This window comes from Paeniglutamicibacter sp. NPDC012692 (genome assembly GCF_042901625.1).
Lineage (GTDB): Bacteria > Actinomycetota > Actinomycetes > Actinomycetales > Micrococcaceae > Paeniglutamicibacter.
This window is the reverse complement of the sequence record NZ_JBIBDE010000003.1, coordinates 321,066-337,696: the sequence shown is the minus strand read 5'-3', so window position 1 is coordinate 337,696 and position 16,631 is coordinate 321,066. Positions and strand designations below refer to the sequence as shown.

The following is a 16,631-nucleotide window of genomic DNA, read 5'->3' as shown; positions in this document are numbered from 1 at the left end:
ACACATGGGTGCCGCGGGCGCGAAGCTTGCCTCCGAGCGCCGGACCCAGGAAATCCGGCAGCTGTGTGCGGCCAGCCTGCGCGCCCTGGGCCGGGATCCCCGGCTGGACCTGCTCGGCCGGCACGTCTACCGCGGGGCAAACATCCTGGCACTGAACGCGCCGCACCTCTACCCGCCGACGGAGACCTCGTCCTTTGAATCGTTCAGGGGCGCCAGCGACGGCATGGCCCTGCGCGTACTGCACTCGGACGCGGCAATGCACCGCGCCGCCATGCCCGATACCCCCGGCGCCAGGTTGGTGTTCGAGGTCCTCGAGCAGTTCCGCTGCGAATCCCTCGCCGACCTTCCCGGTGTGCTCGCCAACCTTCGCCTGCGCCACGAAACCTGGTCCAAGGAATACCTGGCCTCCGGCCTCACCGAAACCGCGCTCGGCATGCTCATCTACACGATCATCCAGGTCACCCGCTCACGGATCACCGGCGAACCCGTCGTCGAGGAATCCGAGGACATGATCGAATCCACCCGGGCCAATCTCGCCGGTTCGCTGGGTCACCTGCTTCCGCCCCTACGCCGACACCGGGACAACCAGCGGGCCTTCGCCGCCGCCGCGTTGGAGGTTGCCGAATTGGTGGCCCAGAACGTCGAGGCACTGGAATCCCGGCAGAAACCTAAGCCCAAGGCGAAAGACGCGAAGGCCAAGGAATCGGCGTTCGACCTGCTGTTGGACGTCGAGAACGAGGCATCCGAAATCGGCACCGCGGCATCCGGCACCAGCGCCGCGCTCTCAGGAGCCGCTCAGGGCTACACCGTTTTCACCCGGGCCTACGACAAGGAACTCCAGACAGCCTCTCTGGTGCGCAAGGAATTGCTGCAGGGATACCGTGAACGCGTCTCCGAACGCGTGCACACCGAAGCCGTCAACGTGCAGCTACTGGCCAAGCGCCTGCAGGCGCTGCTCTGCGTGCCGGAGGAATCCGGCTTCGACTCGGGCGCGGAGGAGGGAATGCTGGACGGCTCCCGGCTGACCCAATTGGTGGCCTCCCCCGTCGAACGCCGGCTCTTCAAGACCCGCCGACTCGAACCCAGGGCCGCCGCAACGCTTTCATTCCTGGTGGACTGCTCGGGCTCCATGAAGCAACACGCCGAGGGGCTCGCCGCCTTCCTCGACGTCTTGGTGCGCTCACTCGAGCGCATCGAGGTCCCCTGCGAGGTTCTGGGATACACCACCTGGGCGTGGAACGGCGGGCGGGCGCTGAAGGACTGGCGACGCTCCGGCGCACCGGAAAACCCCGGCCGCCTCAACGAGCTGAACCACCTGGTCTTCAAGGACGCCGAAACCTCATGGCGCACCGGCCGCGACGGCCTGGCCGCCATGCTGAAACAAACCCTTTACCGGGAGGGTGTCGACGGCGAGGCCGTCCGCTGGGCCGCATCCCGGTTGGCCGGTCGCGAGGAGGAACGCAAGATCCTCATCGTCATCTCCGACGGCAGCCCCGCCGACGGGGCCACGGCCAACGCAAACGACGAACACTACCTGCAGCACGACCTCACCCAGGTGGTGCGGGGCATCGAGGCATCCGGGGAAATCGGTATCGCCGGCCTGGGGCTGGGCCTGGACATGAGCCCGTACTTCAGGCGCAACCTGATCCTCGACAAGGAACGTCTGGGCGGCTCGGAATCCGTCCGCGACTTGCTGGCGCTGCTGGAACGATCACTGCGCTTGGCTCGCTGAGCCGACCACTGCCGATCCGGGCCGGATTCCGGCCACGGACCCCTGACCGGTCAGGCGTCGCGAGTGGATGGTTTCGCCGCAGGTCGCTGCCCGGCGCCAAGCACCGCAATCGACAGCCCGAGCAGGCCCGCGGTGGACAGGAGCCACAGTCCCATCCCGCCGATGTCGCCGGCGGCCCCCTCGATACTGCCCATGTCGAGCAACATGGCACTGGCAATGACGGAAAGCACCGCAAGGACCATCATTCCGGGGAACAGGAACCGCCTGGCACCGGCGGCACGGCTACGCCCCCGATTTCGTTCCGTCCTGCCCTGTGCGGCGGGCACGGCCAGCGCAAGCACCAGGGCCGCCACGTGGCCCGGCACGTACAGGCCGTCAACACGTGGAAGCAGCACACCACAAGCAAGGGCCAGGAACGCAATTACCGCCGGAACTGCCCCCATCGTGGAACCCCTTTCACCCGTGCCCGAACATTCGGCGCCCACCCCCGCCGTTGTTCGGGACCCGAGCCGAAGCCATGGCACCCGTAGCGCGTGGTGGTGAGAGCCTAACAGCGCCTCCCGCCGAAAAACCCCAAGCCGCCCGGGGTCTGTCGACTTCCCGCAGCGCCCCTGCGGTGCACCGCGCAAGCATCCGGCCGCCCCAACGCAAAAACGCGTGGTGTGCCGGGGCGGCGACACCTGTCGCTGTCCCGGCACACCACACCGCAGGTTTGGCTGGTGGCCTATACCGTTGCCCGGCGGCTCGCGGACTTGAGCTCGCTGCCCTCGGGGCGCGGGGCTCCCAGCACCAGGATGTCGACCTGTTCGTCGGTCAGGGTCCTGTTGTGCTTGCGTCGCATCAGGAAGAACACGACCCCCAGCAGCGACCAGACGGCCAGTGCCAGCATGGATTCCTTGCCCAGCGCGCCCGGGGAACCGGGGATCAGCAACAGGCCCATGAAGACCAGGGACGTCACCGCGCCAAGCGCACTAAGCACCTTCTTGGAGGTCGAGTTCGTGCCTTCCAGGGTGCCCTCGCGGGCCGGGGCCCCGGTGGTGCGGAAGAGGCGGAACGCGCACAGGCAGGTGTAGAGGTAGGCGACGGTCACGCCGACGGCCGACATGTCTACCACCCAGGTCAGTGCCGCGCGGCCGAACCACGGGCTGATTAGGCAGACCGCGCCCACGAAGATGATGCCGATGTACGGGGTCTTGTACTTCGGGTGCAGCCGGGCGAACATCTTCGGGACCATCTGCGCGCGGCCCATGCCCAGCAGGATGCGGCTGGCGGAGACGTAGAAGCCGTTCAGGCCGGTGCTGACGCCCATGGTGATGCCGATGGTCAGCAAGAGCATGCCCGCTCCGCCCATCACGCCGGTCAGCGCGTCGGCGGTGCCCCATGCGGATTCACCGGCAACGAGCGCTTCCCAGGGCGCGGCCATGGCGACGGCCGCGAGCATTGCCGCGTACAGCAGGGCGGCCGCGAGCAGCGCCAGGACGATCAACCGCATGGCCTTGGACGGCGGGAAATCGAATTCCTCGGCGGCCTGCGGCACGTTGTCGAAGCCGATGAAGGCCCAGGGGGCGATGGCCACGATTGCCGCAATGGCCGCAATCGGGTTCACGCCCTTGGGGAAGGCCGGCATCGCGTTGGAGAAGACGACCTGCGGGCTGGCAATGACGGCCATCAGGATGCAGGCCACGGCAACGAGCATGATGACGCAGGCAATGAACTGGATCTGGCCCGAAAGCGCGGTGCCGCGGATGTTCAGGTAGGCAAAGACCGCCAGCGCCACCATGGAGATGAGGACCTCCACCAGGTACACGTCCCAGCCGGCCACCGAGTACAGGTAGCCCTGCTGGACCACGTCCGGCATGAGCTTCCTGAAGAGCAGCGCCAGTGCCGAGGCGTTCAGCGCCACGATGCAGGTGTAGCCCAGGGTCAGGTACCAACCGCAGAAGAAGGCGTGGGTCCGCCCGAAGCCGACCAGTGCGAATGCCAGCTCGCCGCCGGAGACCGGGAAAGACTTGATGAGGAATCCGTAGCTGACGGCGATGAGCACCATGAGTGCGCCGCCGATCATGAAGCCCGAGATGGCTCCGGCGGGACCGCCCATGGCCAGCCAGTCGGTGGGGAGGATGAAGGCACCCCAACCCACGGCGGAACCCAGGGCGATGGCCCAGACCCAGCGGGCCTTGAGGGTCTTTTCCATGCGTTCGGGCTGGTCTTCTCCGGCACCGGACAGGCTCGTGGCCATGGGGGTTGCCACCGGCTTATCTGTTGTCGTTTTCATTGAAACCTCGTTGCTCGAAGGGACGGCGACAGTGCCGTCGCTTGTGATATCAGGTCCTTGGGGAACCGTTCTGGGTCACGATTTCTGGGATTGCATCATGCTGATGAGTGAAACGTTGACGATGTCCGCGACACACGCTCCGCGGGACAGGTCGTTGATGGGTGCAGCCAATCCCTGCAGGATCGGGCCGTATGCTTCCGCTCCGGCCAGGCGCTGGGTGATCTTGTACCCGATGTTGCCCGCCGCCAGGTTGGGGAAGATGAACACGTTGGCGTGTCCGGCCACGGTCGACTGCGGGGCCTTGGACGCGGCGACGGACTCGAGAAGGGCCGCGTCGAATTGGAGTTCGCCGTCGACCTTGAGATCCGGGTGCCGGGTGCGGGCCAGAGCCGTTGCCTCACGTACCGCTGAAATGGTCTCGTGTTCGGCGCTACCCGCGGTGGAGAAGGACAGCATGGCCACGGCAGGTTCCTCGCCGGTGAGGGTGGCGAAGGTGCCGGCCGTCGCGGCCGCGATGTCCGCCAGCTGCCCGGCATCCGGTTCGGGGATGACCGCGCAGTCGCCGTATCCCACATAGCGGCCGTCGGCCAGCCGCATCAGGAAGGACGAGGAAACCGTTCCGGCCCCCGGTGCCGTGCCCACCAGCCGCAGGGCGGCGCGCAGCACGTCGGCCGTGGGCCGGGTTGCCCCGGCCACCGCCGCGTCGGCCATCCCGGCCGGGACCGCGGCGACGGCCAGGAACAGCGGATCGTCCATCCAGCCGGCGGTCTTGTCCGGACCCAGCGCCTCGCACTTCTTGGCCACGTGAGCGCCGGCGGGGCTGTCGCGCAGTTCCGCCGGCCCCATCACGGTGGTGGCCGCGGTGAGTTCAATGCCGTGTTGCCGTGCAATGGCCGTCACTTCATCGATCTCGCCGACAAGAATGGTTTCCACCCCGAACCCGTTCAGGATGGCCGCAGCCTCCACTGCCCGGCGGTCTTCGCCGTCGGCCAGCACGATGCGGCCCCGGGCGCCGTGCGCGCTGCCGGCAAGAAAGCGTGCCAGCATGTTTTCGTCGACGCCCGCGGGCCTCACCGGTGCAATGGTCATCGGAATTATTTCCTTATCCCCGTGCCTTAGACCGACGCCAAGGACGCGGGGGCCTTGAGGAAGCTGTCGGCCGCGCTCATCACGTGGTCGACCTTGGTCAGCAGGTCGTCCAGCACGTCCTGGTCCGCGACCAGCGGCGGCGAGAGCACCAGCATGGTGGCACCGCGGTTGTCCGGGCGGGTGATGAGGTTGACCTCGCGCATGGCCTTCGGCATGACCTGGGTGAGCAGGGCCTTGGATTCCTCGGGGCTCAGCTCGCGGCCGGACTCGCGGTCGCCCGTGAGTTCAATGGCGTAGAAGAATCCGGCTCCGCGGTACTCCTTGATGCTGGAGTGCGCGGAAACGATCCGGTCTAGGCCGTTCTGGAAGTACGGCTCGAGGCTGCGCACGTTGCCCACGACGTTCTCTTCCTTCAGCGCCGTGAGGTTGGCGACGGCCACCGCGGTGGAGACCGGGTGCCCGCCCCAGGTCGCGCCGTGGGTAAAGATGCCGGCCAGCGGGGAGGCGAGCATGGCGTCCGCCAGCGGCTTGCGGATGATCACGCCGCCCAGCGGCGCGTAGCCGGAGGTGGAGCCCTTGGCAAAGGTGATCAGGTCGGGGACCACATCGTACTTGATGCTGCCAAACCACTCGCCCAGGCGTCCGAACCCGGTGATGACCTCGTCGGCGATCAGCAGGATGCCGTGCTCGTCGCAGATCGAGCGCAGTTCCTGCCAGTAGCCCACCGGCGGCACCAGGGCGCCGCGGGAGTTCTGCACCGGCTCGGCGAAGAGCGCGGCGATGGTGTGCGCGCCCTCGCGGGCGATGACCTCGCGGATGGCCTTGATCGAGGGGAGGTCCGCCGCGGTGCCGCCCTCCGGGATGACCTCGCCCAGGGTGTTCGGCACGTGGAAGACGCCCGGCATCAGGGTGCCGAAGGCCTCCTTGTAGGCCGGGATGCCGGTGACGGCCAGGGCGCCGAGGGTGGTGCCGTGGTAGGCCATGTTGCGGGCGATGATCTTGGTGCGCTCCGGCTGGCCCTCGCCGCGGTGGTACTGGCGGGCGAACTTGATGGCAGATTCGACGGCCTCGGATCCGGAGTTCACGAAGAACACGACGTCCAGGTCGCCGGGGGCAAGGTCCGCGATCGCGGTGGCCGCGTCGACGGCCGCCGGGTGGGCCGAACCCCAGTTGGTCCAGTAGGCCAGCTTGGACATCTGCTCGTACGCGGCCTTCGGGATGTCCTGGCGACCGTGGCCGATGTTGGCGCAGAAGAGTCCGGCCAGGCCATCGAGGAACTTGTTGCCGTCTTCGTCGAAGAGGTAGCTTCCCTCGCCCCTGACGATGATCGGCAGGTTCGGGTCGTTCCACACCTGACCGGCAGTGAAGTGTGGGTAGAGATGCCGCTGTGCACGGTTGCGGATATCTGAGTTGGTCACGAGACCCCTCCATTCAAAGTTTTCCAGACAGGCCCTCCGGCCGCCGGGGCCGGGGTCCTCGCCAACCCGATCAGTCGGTGTGGTGCATATCACTCTGCCCCCTGCCTGGGTCCCCTTCCAGACCCAATTTGCCACGGGTTTTTAGGTACCAGATACCTACCTACAGGTAGATCCGGGGCACCCTGGACCCAACCCGCGTGAGAATCTCATACGGGATGGTTCCCGATGCCTCGGCCCACGCCTCGACGTGCGGTTCCCCGTCGTCCCCGGGACCGAACAGCACGGCCCTGTCGCCCGGAACCACGTCGTCGTCGGCCACGTCGATGACAAACTGGTCCATGCAGACGCGGCCCAGCACCCGGTAGCGGCCCCCTGCGACCTGCACGGGCCCGAGCGAGCTGGCGCTGCGGAAGACGCCGTCCGCGTAGCCGAGCGGCACCACGGCAAGCGTCGTTTCCGTTTCGGTCCGTTCGGTGTGCCCGTAGGAAATTCCGGCGCCGGCCGGCGCGCGCTTGGTCTGCACGATCGCCGCGCAGAGCGTCATGGCAGGGCGCAGCGCCGGGGAACCGCCGCGCAGCTCCTCGGGCAGCGGGTTCACCCCGTACACGGCGATGCCGGTGCGGACCATGTCGAAATGCGCCGCGGGGGTGGCCAGCGTCGCCGCGGAGTTGGCGATGTGGCACAGTTCCGGATCCAGTCCCATGCCCCGGGCGATGCCGATGGCCTCGGTGAACACCTCGAGCTGCGCCGCCACCGAGGGGTGGTCGGGCTCGTCGGCGCAGGCCAGGTGGGACCAGATGCCCACCGCGCGGATCTTCCCCGCCCGCTCGAGCCGAAGCGCCGCGGCGCACAGCCCGGGCCAGTCCGCAAGGGTGGATCCTCCCCGCCACATTCCCGTGTCGATCTTCAGGTGGATGCGCGGAACCCTTCCGGCATCCTCGCCGGCTGCCGCGATTTCCTCCAGCTGGTCCACCGAGTAGGCGGCAAGGTCGATGTCCAGCGCGATCGCCTCGGCGTAGGGCGATCCCGGGGCCGCCAGCCATGAAAAGAGCGGGGCGGTGATTCCGGCCCCGCGCACGGCGAAGGCCTCCTCAAGGACCGCGGTCCCCAGGTAGTCCGCTCCCCCGTCCAGCGCGGCCCGCGCGGCCTGGACGATTCCGTGGCCGTAGCCGTCGGCCTTGAGCACCGCCAGCAGCTTGGCCCCGGAGGCAACCCCGCGCAACGCCCGGACATTGGCGGTGATGGCCGAGGCATCGATGAGCGCCGCACGCTGGGGCAGCGGCGCGGTTTCCGCACCCCGCTGCCGACCGATGGTGCCGGGGACTGGTCCAGACTGGTTCATGACGACTCCTTTGTCGATTTTCGTGTTGTCGATGCTTGCTCGTTGTCGATGATTGTCGACCGCAATTAGTGAAAAGGGGCGTGGCAACAGGCCGCACTCCACGCACTGTTACAACTGTTCTCCAGTTCGGACGTCGCGGCACAGGCCCAGTTGGGACCCGATTATTCGGGTCCAGGCTCCGCGCCCGCCCGTCCTATGCGGAAAGGCCTGCCAGCACGCGGCCCAGTTCCCTGATGCCGGGCCGGATTGCCTCGAGCTTGATGGCGGCAAAACCCAGGCGGAAGTAGTTCCGGTTCGAGTCCGGGTCGTCAAAGAAGACGTCCCCGCGCTCGATGACGATGCCCGCCTTGAGCGCCTCGGCCGCCAGCTGGACGCAGTCCAGCCCCTCTGGGCCGCGGACCCAGATGCTCACGCCTCCCGGCGGGCAATGGATCTCCCAGGGCACGAATTCCGCCAGCGCCTCGGTGAGCACCTGCCACTTGCGCTGCAGCTGGGTCCTGCGGCGGGAAATGGTGCGGTAGTACTGGCCGGATTCGATAAGCAGCGCCATGGCCCGCTGCGGGTGGCCGGGAATGTGGCGGATCTTGTACCGCCGCTGGTTGCGCAGCTCGGCAATGAGTTCGGCGTCGGCGACCATGTAGCCCATGCGCAGGCCGGGGGCCAGGAACTTGGTGAAGGAACCCAGGTAGATCACGTGTTCGGAGTCGGGCAGCGCCTTCAACGCCGGCGTCGGCTTGCCGCGGTACCTGAACTCGCTGTCGTAGTCGTCCTCGATGACCAACGCGCCGGCGTTCCGTGCGCGCGCAAGGATCTGCCGTCGGCGCGCGCCCGACAGCGTGACGTTGGTCGGGCTGTGGTGGCTGGGCGTCAGGTAGAGAAGGTCGATCCCGTCGAGGTGTTCCGGCGGCACCAGGCCGTGGTCGTCCACCGGCAGCGGGCGAAGCGTCGCCCCCGCCCTGACAAAGGTGTGCCTGGCGTCGACGTATCCGGGGTTCTCGACCCCGACGCACGTGTCCGCGCCCATCATCGTCTGCGCCAACAGGTCCAGGCCCTGTTGCGAACCCGCGGTGATCAGGATGTTTTCGGGATTCGCGTGGATTCCGCGCGTGGGCAGCACCCGCTTGCACAGCGTCTCCACCAGGTAGGGGTCGTCCTCGTCCACCGAGTCGCGCAGCGAATAGAAGAGGTGCGGCGGATCCAGCGAGTCGCGCAACGCACGCGACCAGCCCAAACGGGGGAAGTCGCGCTCGTCGACCTGGCCCGCCACAAACGGGTAGGGGTAGCTGGCCCAGTCCCGCACCTTGGTGATTTCCGGCATGTCCTCGTCAAGCCGCGGGCGGATGTGCCGCGACCAGTCCACCGCCGAGCCGGCCGCCGGTGCCGCCTCCCCGCTGGGTTGGCGCTTGCCGATCATTTGGGTGTTGATGAAGTAGCCGCGCCGGGAATGGGATTCGATCATGCCGGAGGCCAGGAGCTCCTGGTAGGCGGCGTTTACCGTGTTCCTCGACAGCCCCAGTTCGCGGGACAGTTCCCGGGAGGAGGGCAGCGGCAGGTTGGGAACCAGGCTGCCGGAGAGGATCTGGTGTTCCAACGCCTGGCGGAGCTGCCGGTACAGGGGGCCGGCGGAGTCGGAGGAAACGGCGATGGGGGCCTTGACCTCCGCGTAGAAGGCAGGAGGGAAGTGCTGGGAGTCGGGTGTCATGTGTATTTTCGCGCCGGCCTAGATGTGGGCCAGGCTGGCGGCAGCCGGCACCGGCACGTGGAATCGGGGAACAACCACCATGGGCACGGGCAGTGCCCGAAGCATCTTGTTGGCCGTGGAACCCAGGAGAATCCGGCTTCGGGCCGCCAGGCGGCTGGAGCCGATCATGACGATCTCGGACTCGTCCCAGTCGAGGCCCTCGATCGCCGTCTCGATGGACCGCCCCTGGGCGACATCCGCGGTCACGACGGTCCGGCTTGCCACGCCTTCGACGGCCCGGTCCAGCGCCTGCCGCGCGTGGGTCCGCGCCCAATCCGCGCCCCTGCCCCTGTGGGCGTCGGAATCCAGGGCCACCAGGGATATCAGCCGCAATGGCACGTGGCGGATTGCCGCGGAATCCACTGCGACCTCCAGCACGGATTCCGCGCCGGTGCGGGTGCCCAGCGCGCAGGTGATGCGGGTGATTTCCCGCGGCGGAAGGTACCCGGAGGGCGCCAGGGCCACCGGCACGGGAGAAGAATGCAGTAGGGCGTTGGCGGTGCTTCCCACGGTGAAACGCCGGAAAGGGCCGGTGCTGGCCGCCCCGACGACCACCAGGTCCGCCTTGAACTCGGCCACCGTCCCGAGGAGTCCCTCGGCCATCGAATCCGCGAACCTGATGTGCGTTCGCGCCGTCATCGTGGAGGGGATCAGCGCCAATGCGCGGTCCATCCACTTCTGCGCGGACTGCAGCTGGAAGTCCTGGTAGACGCGCTCGGGGCCGGAAAGTGCGTCCCCGGGCGAGGCCCCGCGAATGATGTGGACAAGCTCGATTTCGGCATGCACCGGGGCAGCCAATGACTTGGCAAGGACAAGCGCCAGGGAAATTGCTTCACGCCCGCGCTTGTCCTCGGTGCACCCGACTACATACTTCATTCCGTGGGCCTTTCTTGGGGAAAGTGGCTTGCCGTTTTCCGACCGGGCGAAACGAGCCGCCCACCATACCTATCAGTCTTCCAAGGCTATACACGAACGGCGCCACTCATGTGACGTGGGGCACTAGCGCTCCTGGGCGTGGGCGGAAAGGAATGAATAGACCTCGGTTTCGTCCACGCCGGGAAAGGCACCCTGCGGCATCGCCGCGAGCAGGTGGGTTTGCGCCCTGGCGCTCGGCCAGGCGTAGCCGGCCCATTCCTTCTGCAGGTCCAGCGGCGGACGGCGGCAACATGACTCGTCCGGGCAGGTCGAGCTGGAGCGCTCGGTGGTGTCGCGGCCCCTGAACCATTTCACGTGCACATAGGGGACGCCGATGCTCAGTGAGAACTTTCCGGCGGTGGAGCGCTCGGTGCGCGCGGTGCACCAGAAAGTGCCCGCGGTGGTGTCGGTGTACTGGTTGTAGGCGCTGAACTGGTCCGCCACGTCAAAGACTTCGCGGCTGGTCCAGTACCTGCACACGGACTGTCCCTCGATGGCCCCGATGTGGTCCATGGGGAAGTTGACGCCGTCGTTTTCGTAGGCCTTGTGGATGATGCCCGACTCGTGGACCTTCTGGAAGTGCACGGAAATACCGAGGTGCTCGGTCGCCAGGTTGGTGAACCTGTGCGCGGCCGTTTCATAGGAAACGGAGAAGGCATCGCGGATGTCCTCAACCGCCAGTTCGCGGGCACTCTTGGCCTTTTGCAGGAAGTCGACGGTTGCCTTTTCCGGCATCATCAACGAAGCCGCGAAATAGTTGGTCGCAACGCGCTGGCGCAGGAAATCGGAGTAGTCCTGCGGCGCCTCATGACCCAGGACGCGGTGGCCGAAGGCCTGCAGCAGCACCGAACGCGTCGAATGCTCGGAGCGCTGGGACTGGGTCAGGTAGACGCGCATGTTCTTGAGGTCGGTCACCGACCGGGTGGAGTGCGGCAGATCCGAGACGTTGTGCAACGAGAAACCCAGGTGCGTGGCGATATCGGTGATCTGGTGGTGCGACAGCGGGCCGGAGGCGTGACCGATGGCCTTGAGCACCTTGGCCGCTTCCTTTTCGATCTCCGGGTAGTAGTTGTTGCGCTCGCGCATTTCCCCGCGAAGCTCCACGTTGGCGCGGCGGGCCTCCTCCGGCGTTGCGGACTGCTCATTGAGCCGTCGCTCAAGTTCACCCTGCAACCCGACCAGGGATTCGAGCACGTCCATGGGCAGCCGGGAGGAAATGCGCACCTTGGGCAGCCCGAGCGACTGGTAGAGCGGCCCGCGCTGGGCGCGCTCGAGTTCGATCTCCAGTGCCGCACGCTTGGTCGGCGGTTCGGCCCCCAGCAATTCGTCCAGCCCGACCCCGAAGATGCCGGCCAGCGTTTTGAGCATGCTGAGCTTGGGTTCGCGCTTGCCGTTCTCCATCAAGGACAGCTGGCTGGGTGCCGTTCCGACAGCCTCTGAGAGATCGTCCAATGTCATCGACTTGGCCTTGCGCAGGTGGCGAATCCGTCGCCCAAGGGAGATGACGTCCAGCTCTTCGGCGTCCTCGACCGACAGCGCGGACTTCTGCGGTCCTGAAGGTCGGTTCCATGTGGGGGTGCTCACTTTTTCAGGGTACGCGAAGAAGCAAATTACTTTCCATCATGTGACACCATTTCTCGTTCGCAGAAGTGTTTCGTATGCGCTTTCGGGAAAGGAAACCGCGTTCCGCCCGCCCCGGCCCGAAACTGCCAGCCGGATTCAATGCTCCGCTCTGGCTCGCGAATCTAGAATTGAGGTACGGCACGAAGGACCGGTGATTAGCATGAAAAACACCCATTCCCGCACAGAAAATCCCTCAGGACACATCTCCCGGATGGGTCCCGCGGCACTGCATGGATCGGCGTCCAGCCCCGGTCTTCCAAACCTGGCCGGCGCCCAAAATCCAGGCCCGGGAACCGGACACGTGCTTTACGGCGAAGACGGCCGACTGCCAGACGCCGCGGCGGATCCGTGGGAGCTCGAGGGCCACCTAGGATCCAGAAGCGGGATCCGCGGTTTCCTTAGGCGGGTACTGAGACGCTGAACGGATCGAATCATGACCAGCTTGATAAACCGGCACTTACCGACTTGGTGACGGGCATCGGTTGCGAGACCAAGCGGGGCCCCTCCCAGACAAGGTTGTCGCCCCAGCTCGATAAGCTCGTGACATGATCGATTTCAACAATTCCTCCGTCTTCAAGCTCAACCCGTGCAACCCCGGTGACGTTGCAGGCGAAATCATTCCCCTCTTCGTGCAGGGCGAAGAGCTACTCGCGGCGTTCAAGGGCGTGCGTGACTACGTGGTCTTCACGAACAAGCGGCTCATCGCGGTGAATGTCCAGGGCATGACCGGCAAGAAGCGCGACTACACGTCGTTGCCCTACTCAAAGGTCCAGTCGTTCTCCGTGGAGACCGCCGGAACCTTTGACCTCGACGCCGAGCTGGACCTGTGGTTCAGCGGCTTGGGCAAGGTGCGCCTCGAATTCAAGGGAAGGGTCGATGTCCGCGCGCTCTCGCAGCTCATCGCCTCCTACGTCCTCTGACGCGCCAGGTCACGGCCTGACGGAAGCAGTCCCCCGAGCTTTGTTCTCGGAGAAGTAATTCTCCAGTTCAAAGACGTACCGGCATTCCCGTCGTGTCCGCGCTCGAACCTCAGGGCGTTCCACGTGAAGACCCGCAGCCCTGCCGCCGCAGCCAGCCGCAAAGGATCGCAGTGGCTGACGCCGTACCAACAGCAGCACCGCGGTTATGAGGATGCCCGAGAAGATCATGATGGAGTTTCTGGAGGCAAGACGTCGGGCCGCACCCTTTTGGGTGCGGCCCGACGTCTTGCCTCGTTGGTTCGTGCTGGCGGCTACTTCGAGACCGGCTCCCGGAGCTTCGGCTCCTCGACACCATGGCCGGCGTTGAACGCAGCGGCGCTCTTGCGCTCCTCAATGACCTTTGCCTCGTGCAGGGCACGCAACGCTGCGTGCTGCGGGCGGCGGCGAAGCAGCATGTACCCGATGCCCAGTGCAACGAACCAAATCGGGGTGAAGAGCAGGGCCATCAAGGTGTCGGCCTGTGTGGTGAGCGCCCAGAGGATGAAGCCGAAGAAGGCCAGGACCACGTATGGCATGAACGTTCCGCCGGGCATCTTGAACTTGCTGTCCGCGTGCAGCTGCGGGCGACGCTTGCGGTATACCAGGTAGCTGATCAGGATGATCGACCAGACGAACATGAAGCACAGCGCCGAGACCGTGGTGACCAGGGTGAAGGCCTCCGCCACCGAACCCTCGGCGTAGAGCAGCGCCACTCCGGCAAGCAGGAACATGCAGGAGAACAGCAGCGCGTTGCGCGGAACCTTGGTCCGGGAGAGCTTCGCGAAGGCCTTGGGGGCGTCGCCCTCCTCGGCCAGTCCGTGGACCATGCGGGAAGTCGAGTAGATACCGGAGTTTGCGCTGGAGGTTGCCGAGGTGAGCACCACGAAGTTCACGATGCCGGCGGCACCGGCCAGACCCGCCAGAGCAAACATGGCCACGAACGGGGATTCCTCGGCGCTGAAAAGGTTCCACGGCTGGACGGCCATGAGGATGACCAACGCACCCACGTAGAAGAAGAGGATGCGGACCGGGATGGAGTTGATGGCACGCGGCAGGGTCTTCTCCGGGTCCTTGGTCTCGGCTGCGGTGGTGCCGACCAGCTCGATGCCGACGAACGCGAACACCGCGATCTGGAAGCCGGCGACGAAGCCCATGAAACCCGTCGGGAACATCCCGCCGTCGCTCCAGAGGTTCGTGAAGGAGGCCGTGACGCCGTTGTGTTCGAAGCCCGTGATGACCATGACCAGGCCGATGACGATCAGCGCGCCGATGGCGACGATCTTGACCAAGGCGAACCAGAACTCGGTTTCGCCGAAGTTCTTCACGCTCGGCAGGTTAAGTGCCACCAGCAACAGGATGCAGGCCACGGCCGGGATCCACAGCGGCAAGTCCTTCCACCAGTACGCCACATAGTGGGAGATCGCCACGACGTCGGCGATGCCGGTTACCACCCAGCAGAACCAGTAGGTCCAGCCGGTGAAGAATGCCGCCCACGGGCCAAGAATGTCCCCGGCGAAGTCGGAGAAGTTCTTGTAGTTGGTGTTGCTCAACAGCAACTCGCCCATCGCGCGCATCACGAAGAAGAGCATGAAGCCGATGATCATGTAAACGAAGATCACCGAGGGTCCGGCGACCGAGATGGTCTTGCCCGAGCCCATGAACAGGCCGGTGCCAATGGCCCCGCCGATCGCGATCAGTTGGATGTGGCGGTTGGAGAGCCCTCGCTCGAGGTGGGGCGTGGAACTGTTGTTGCTCATGCTGCTGCCTTCCAGGTGGGTGCTGGTGCTTCGGTGGCGTGCCATGGACGATTCCCTAGCGGTGGTCGCCGACGGGGGGCTGGGTTCTGAATCGAGTCCGCCGCGTTGTTCTCCGAGGCAACCATTCCCATGCCGTTGCGCTTGCAGGAGAGACCCAGGGCGGGGCGCGCAGCAAACTCCGGATCCAGCAGAGCGGGATCTCGGAGCAGGATGGCGGGCGCGCCGATGGTCAACCGGGCATTGGCTTGGGTGGGTAGCATCTTGGAGGAACTCCCGAATCGCGCGCGGACGATGCCGCGCTGTTCTTGGATCCTCCCCAATCTGTTTACTTACCTGAGAGTTTCCATCCCAACCCGCATTGGGTGGGACTTGCTCCTTCGGTGAGCACGGATTCCACCGTGCTGCTTTCCAGATTCGCCTCTTCGTGGCGGTACGGGGGCCTGAGAGTTTCCTGGGGAGGAATTGCTCCTACGGCGCCCGTCCATGGCTCGAACGGGTCTCTCCCGCCACGTGTCGACAGCGATTTGTTTGTGACTGCAGTCACAATTTACGCTCAGTGGGCACATGGCGCAACTCGAGACGCATATTGTGTAGCAGGAGCCGAACGGCACTCCGCTGACATGGAACGAAATGCATTGCACTGGCGTCACATTCGCCGTTCCGGGCTGGATATGACGCTAACCGAGCAAATATCCCATTTCCCGAATCCTGCCCCCACGCGTCCTTCTCACTCGAGACCGGCTCACCGAGACTGCGAAACAATCCATCGCAAACCCGCAGTGGCGAACATGCATCGAATCGACCGACTTGTTCGTTGGACCTAATAGAGAACCCATCGAGTCAATCAACGGAGCCCCTTGCACTCTTCCCATGCGGAACCCAATGCGGGAGTCACCACGGACCCGCAAACCGAGCACGTCGATGCCCGATCGGATGTTGCGCTGGGCCGCCGGACCATTGTGTTGCTGGGCATCGACGGTGCAGGCAAGACCACGGCCGCGACCGCCCTCGTTGCCGGGATCCGGGCCAGAGGCATTCGAGCCCAGTTACTGCGCAATCCGGCCGGTCGGCGATGGATGTCCCGCGTGGCAGCACGATTCGGCACCGCGTTGCCACCGGTCTGGGCCAATCGGCTGGAATCCGTGGTGCGATCCGTTAACGTCCTCCTCGCCCATGCCCGCGCCGCAGTGTTTCCCGGCGCCACCGTGATGGACCGGCACATGGCGTGCCAGCTGGTCTTGCGCTCGGTCCGCGGCTTGCCGCGCGGCCGTCTTCTGCCATGGCTCATGGCCCGACTTCCGCGTCCCGATGCCGTCATCTTGATCGACGTTCCCGCCGAAGTCGCTCATGCCCGGATCATTGCGCGCGGGGAAGACAGCGAAACGCTGTCCTATTTGGTCTCGGCACGTGAGGCATATCTGGAGATCGCCGAGTCCAAGGGCTGGCATGTCATCGACGGCTCCGACACGCCGGAAAACGTCGCCCTCAATACCCTGCAGGCCGCTTCGCGCAACGCCTGAGACGTGGGACAGCCGGACTCCCGGCACTGGCTCATGACAACGCCTCTGACCGACGCGTGAGCGCGACGGACCCATGCCCGCCCGCCGCAGTCATCCTCAATTGCCGCACCGACTTGGAAATGTGCAGATCAGGGATTCTTCAGCCCTGAGAAATATCCCCCGTTTCTTCGGTTGATTCCGGAACCGTCCTACTCATTTTCAGTTTCCTCGGTGGAATTCATGCATGAGTGACCGCATTTTTCGAATACGCGAAGAACTGC

12 protein-coding genes and 1 riboswitch are annotated in these 16,631 nt (G+C 65.6%); of the genes, 3 read left to right on the top strand and 9 right to left on the bottom strand.

Annotated features, from left to right (window positions below; genetic code table 11):
* Positions 1-4: 4 nt before the first annotated feature.
* Complete coding sequence (locus ACFY5D_RS13530) at positions 5-1,732, top strand: cobalt chelatase (protein ID WP_387530533.1); 1,728 nt, start codon at positions 5-7, stop codon at positions 1,730-1,732.
* A gap of 50 nt (positions 1,733-1,782) precedes the next feature.
* Here ACFY5D_RS13530 and ACFY5D_RS13525 read toward each other — a convergent pair whose 3' ends face one another.
* The 8 genes from ACFY5D_RS13525 to ACFY5D_RS13490 form a co-directional block, all read right to left on the bottom strand.
* A complete protein-coding gene (locus ACFY5D_RS13525; RefSeq protein WP_387530531.1) occupies positions 1,783-2,175 on the bottom strand; it encodes a hypothetical protein in 393 nt (130 codons plus the stop codon).
* Positions 2,176-2,456: 281 nt separating this feature from the next.
* Positions 2,457-4,007, bottom strand: a complete 1,551-nt coding sequence (locus tag ACFY5D_RS13520; RefSeq protein WP_387530528.1) for an APC family permease — start codon at positions 4,005-4,007, stop codon at positions 2,457-2,459.
* A 75-nt stretch (positions 4,008-4,082) separates the two neighbouring features.
* Positions 4,083-5,096, bottom strand: a complete 1,014-nt coding sequence (pta, locus tag ACFY5D_RS13515; RefSeq protein WP_387530525.1) for a phosphate acetyltransferase — start codon at positions 5,094-5,096, stop codon at positions 4,083-4,085.
* 26 nt (positions 5,097-5,122) lie between these two features.
* Entirely contained in the window at positions 5,123-6,514 is a 1,392-nt protein-coding gene (locus ACFY5D_RS13510; protein WP_387530522.1) for an aspartate aminotransferase family protein, read from the bottom strand.
* Positions 6,515-6,674: 160 nt separating this feature from the next.
* Complete coding sequence (alr, locus tag ACFY5D_RS13505; protein ID WP_387530519.1) at positions 6,675-7,856, bottom strand: alanine racemase; 1,182 nt, start codon at positions 7,854-7,856, stop codon at positions 6,675-6,677.
* A 193-nt stretch (positions 7,857-8,049) separates the two neighbouring features.
* Positions 8,050-9,558, bottom strand: a complete 1,509-nt coding sequence (locus ACFY5D_RS13500) for a PLP-dependent aminotransferase family protein (RefSeq protein WP_387530517.1) — start codon at positions 9,556-9,558, stop codon at positions 8,050-8,052.
* Positions 9,559-9,576: 18 nt separating this feature from the next.
* On the bottom strand, positions 9,577-10,473 hold the full coding sequence (locus tag ACFY5D_RS13495) for a universal stress protein (RefSeq protein ID WP_387530514.1): 897 nt from the start codon (positions 10,471-10,473) through the stop codon (positions 9,577-9,579).
* A gap of 123 nt (positions 10,474-10,596) precedes the next feature.
* A complete protein-coding gene (locus ACFY5D_RS13490) occupies positions 10,597-12,123 on the bottom strand; it encodes a helix-turn-helix domain-containing protein (RefSeq protein WP_387531052.1) in 1,527 nt (508 codons plus the stop codon).
* 557 nt (positions 12,124-12,680) lie between these two features.
* Here ACFY5D_RS13490 and ACFY5D_RS13485 point away from each other — a divergent pair.
* Complete coding sequence (locus ACFY5D_RS13485; RefSeq protein ID WP_387530512.1) at positions 12,681-13,055, top strand: PH domain-containing protein; 375 nt, start codon at positions 12,681-12,683, stop codon at positions 13,053-13,055.
* 311 nt (positions 13,056-13,366) lie between these two features.
* Here ACFY5D_RS13485 and cycA read toward each other — a convergent pair whose 3' ends face one another.
* The gene (gene cycA / locus ACFY5D_RS13480) at positions 13,367-14,851 is read right to left on the bottom strand and encodes a D-serine/D-alanine/glycine transporter (RefSeq protein WP_387531050.1); all 1,485 of its coding nucleotides are present in this window, start codon (positions 14,849-14,851) and stop codon (positions 13,367-13,369) included.
* 418 nt (positions 14,852-15,269) lie between these two features.
* Positions 15,270-15,367, bottom strand: a riboswitch (glycine riboswitch).
* 341 nt (positions 15,368-15,708) lie between these two features.
* On the opposite strand from cycA, the gene ACFY5D_RS13475 reads away from it, so the two are divergent.
* Positions 15,709-16,371, top strand: a complete 663-nt coding sequence (locus ACFY5D_RS13475; protein WP_387530509.1) for a dTMP kinase — start codon at positions 15,709-15,711, stop codon at positions 16,369-16,371.
* The last annotated feature ends 260 nt before the right edge of the window (positions 16,372-16,631 follow it).

Excerpts from the sequence above, each read along its gene's own strand:
- ACFY5D_RS13530 (WP_387530533.1), top strand. The coding sequence starts at position 5 with ATGGGTGCCGCGGGCGCGAAGCTTGCCTCCGAGCGCCGGACCCAGGAA.
- ACFY5D_RS13525 (WP_387530531.1), bottom strand. The coding sequence starts at position 2,175 with ATGGGGGCAGTTCCGGCGGTAATTGCGTTCCTGGCCCTTGCTTGTGGT.
- ACFY5D_RS13520 (WP_387530528.1), bottom strand. The coding sequence starts at position 4,007 with ATGAAAACGACAACAGATAAGCCGGTGGCAACCCCCATGGCCACGAGC.
- pta (WP_387530525.1), bottom strand. The coding sequence starts at position 5,096 with ATGACCATTGCACCGGTGAGGCCCGCGGGCGTCGACGAAAACATGCTG.
- alr (WP_387530519.1), bottom strand. The coding sequence starts at position 7,856 with ATGAACCAGTCTGGACCAGTCCCCGGCACCATCGGTCGGCAGCGGGGT.
- ACFY5D_RS13500 (WP_387530517.1), bottom strand. The coding sequence starts at position 9,558 with ATGACACCCGACTCCCAGCACTTCCCTCCTGCCTTCTACGCGGAGGTC.
- ACFY5D_RS13495 (WP_387530514.1), bottom strand. The coding sequence starts at position 10,473 with ATGAAGTATGTAGTCGGGTGCACCGAGGACAAGCGCGGGCGTGAAGCA.
- ACFY5D_RS13485 (WP_387530512.1), top strand. The coding sequence starts at position 12,681 with ATGATCGATTTCAACAATTCCTCCGTCTTCAAGCTCAACCCGTGCAAC.
- cycA (WP_387531050.1), bottom strand. The coding sequence starts at position 14,851 with ATGAGCAACAACAGTTCCACGCCCCACCTCGAGCGAGGGCTCTCCAAC.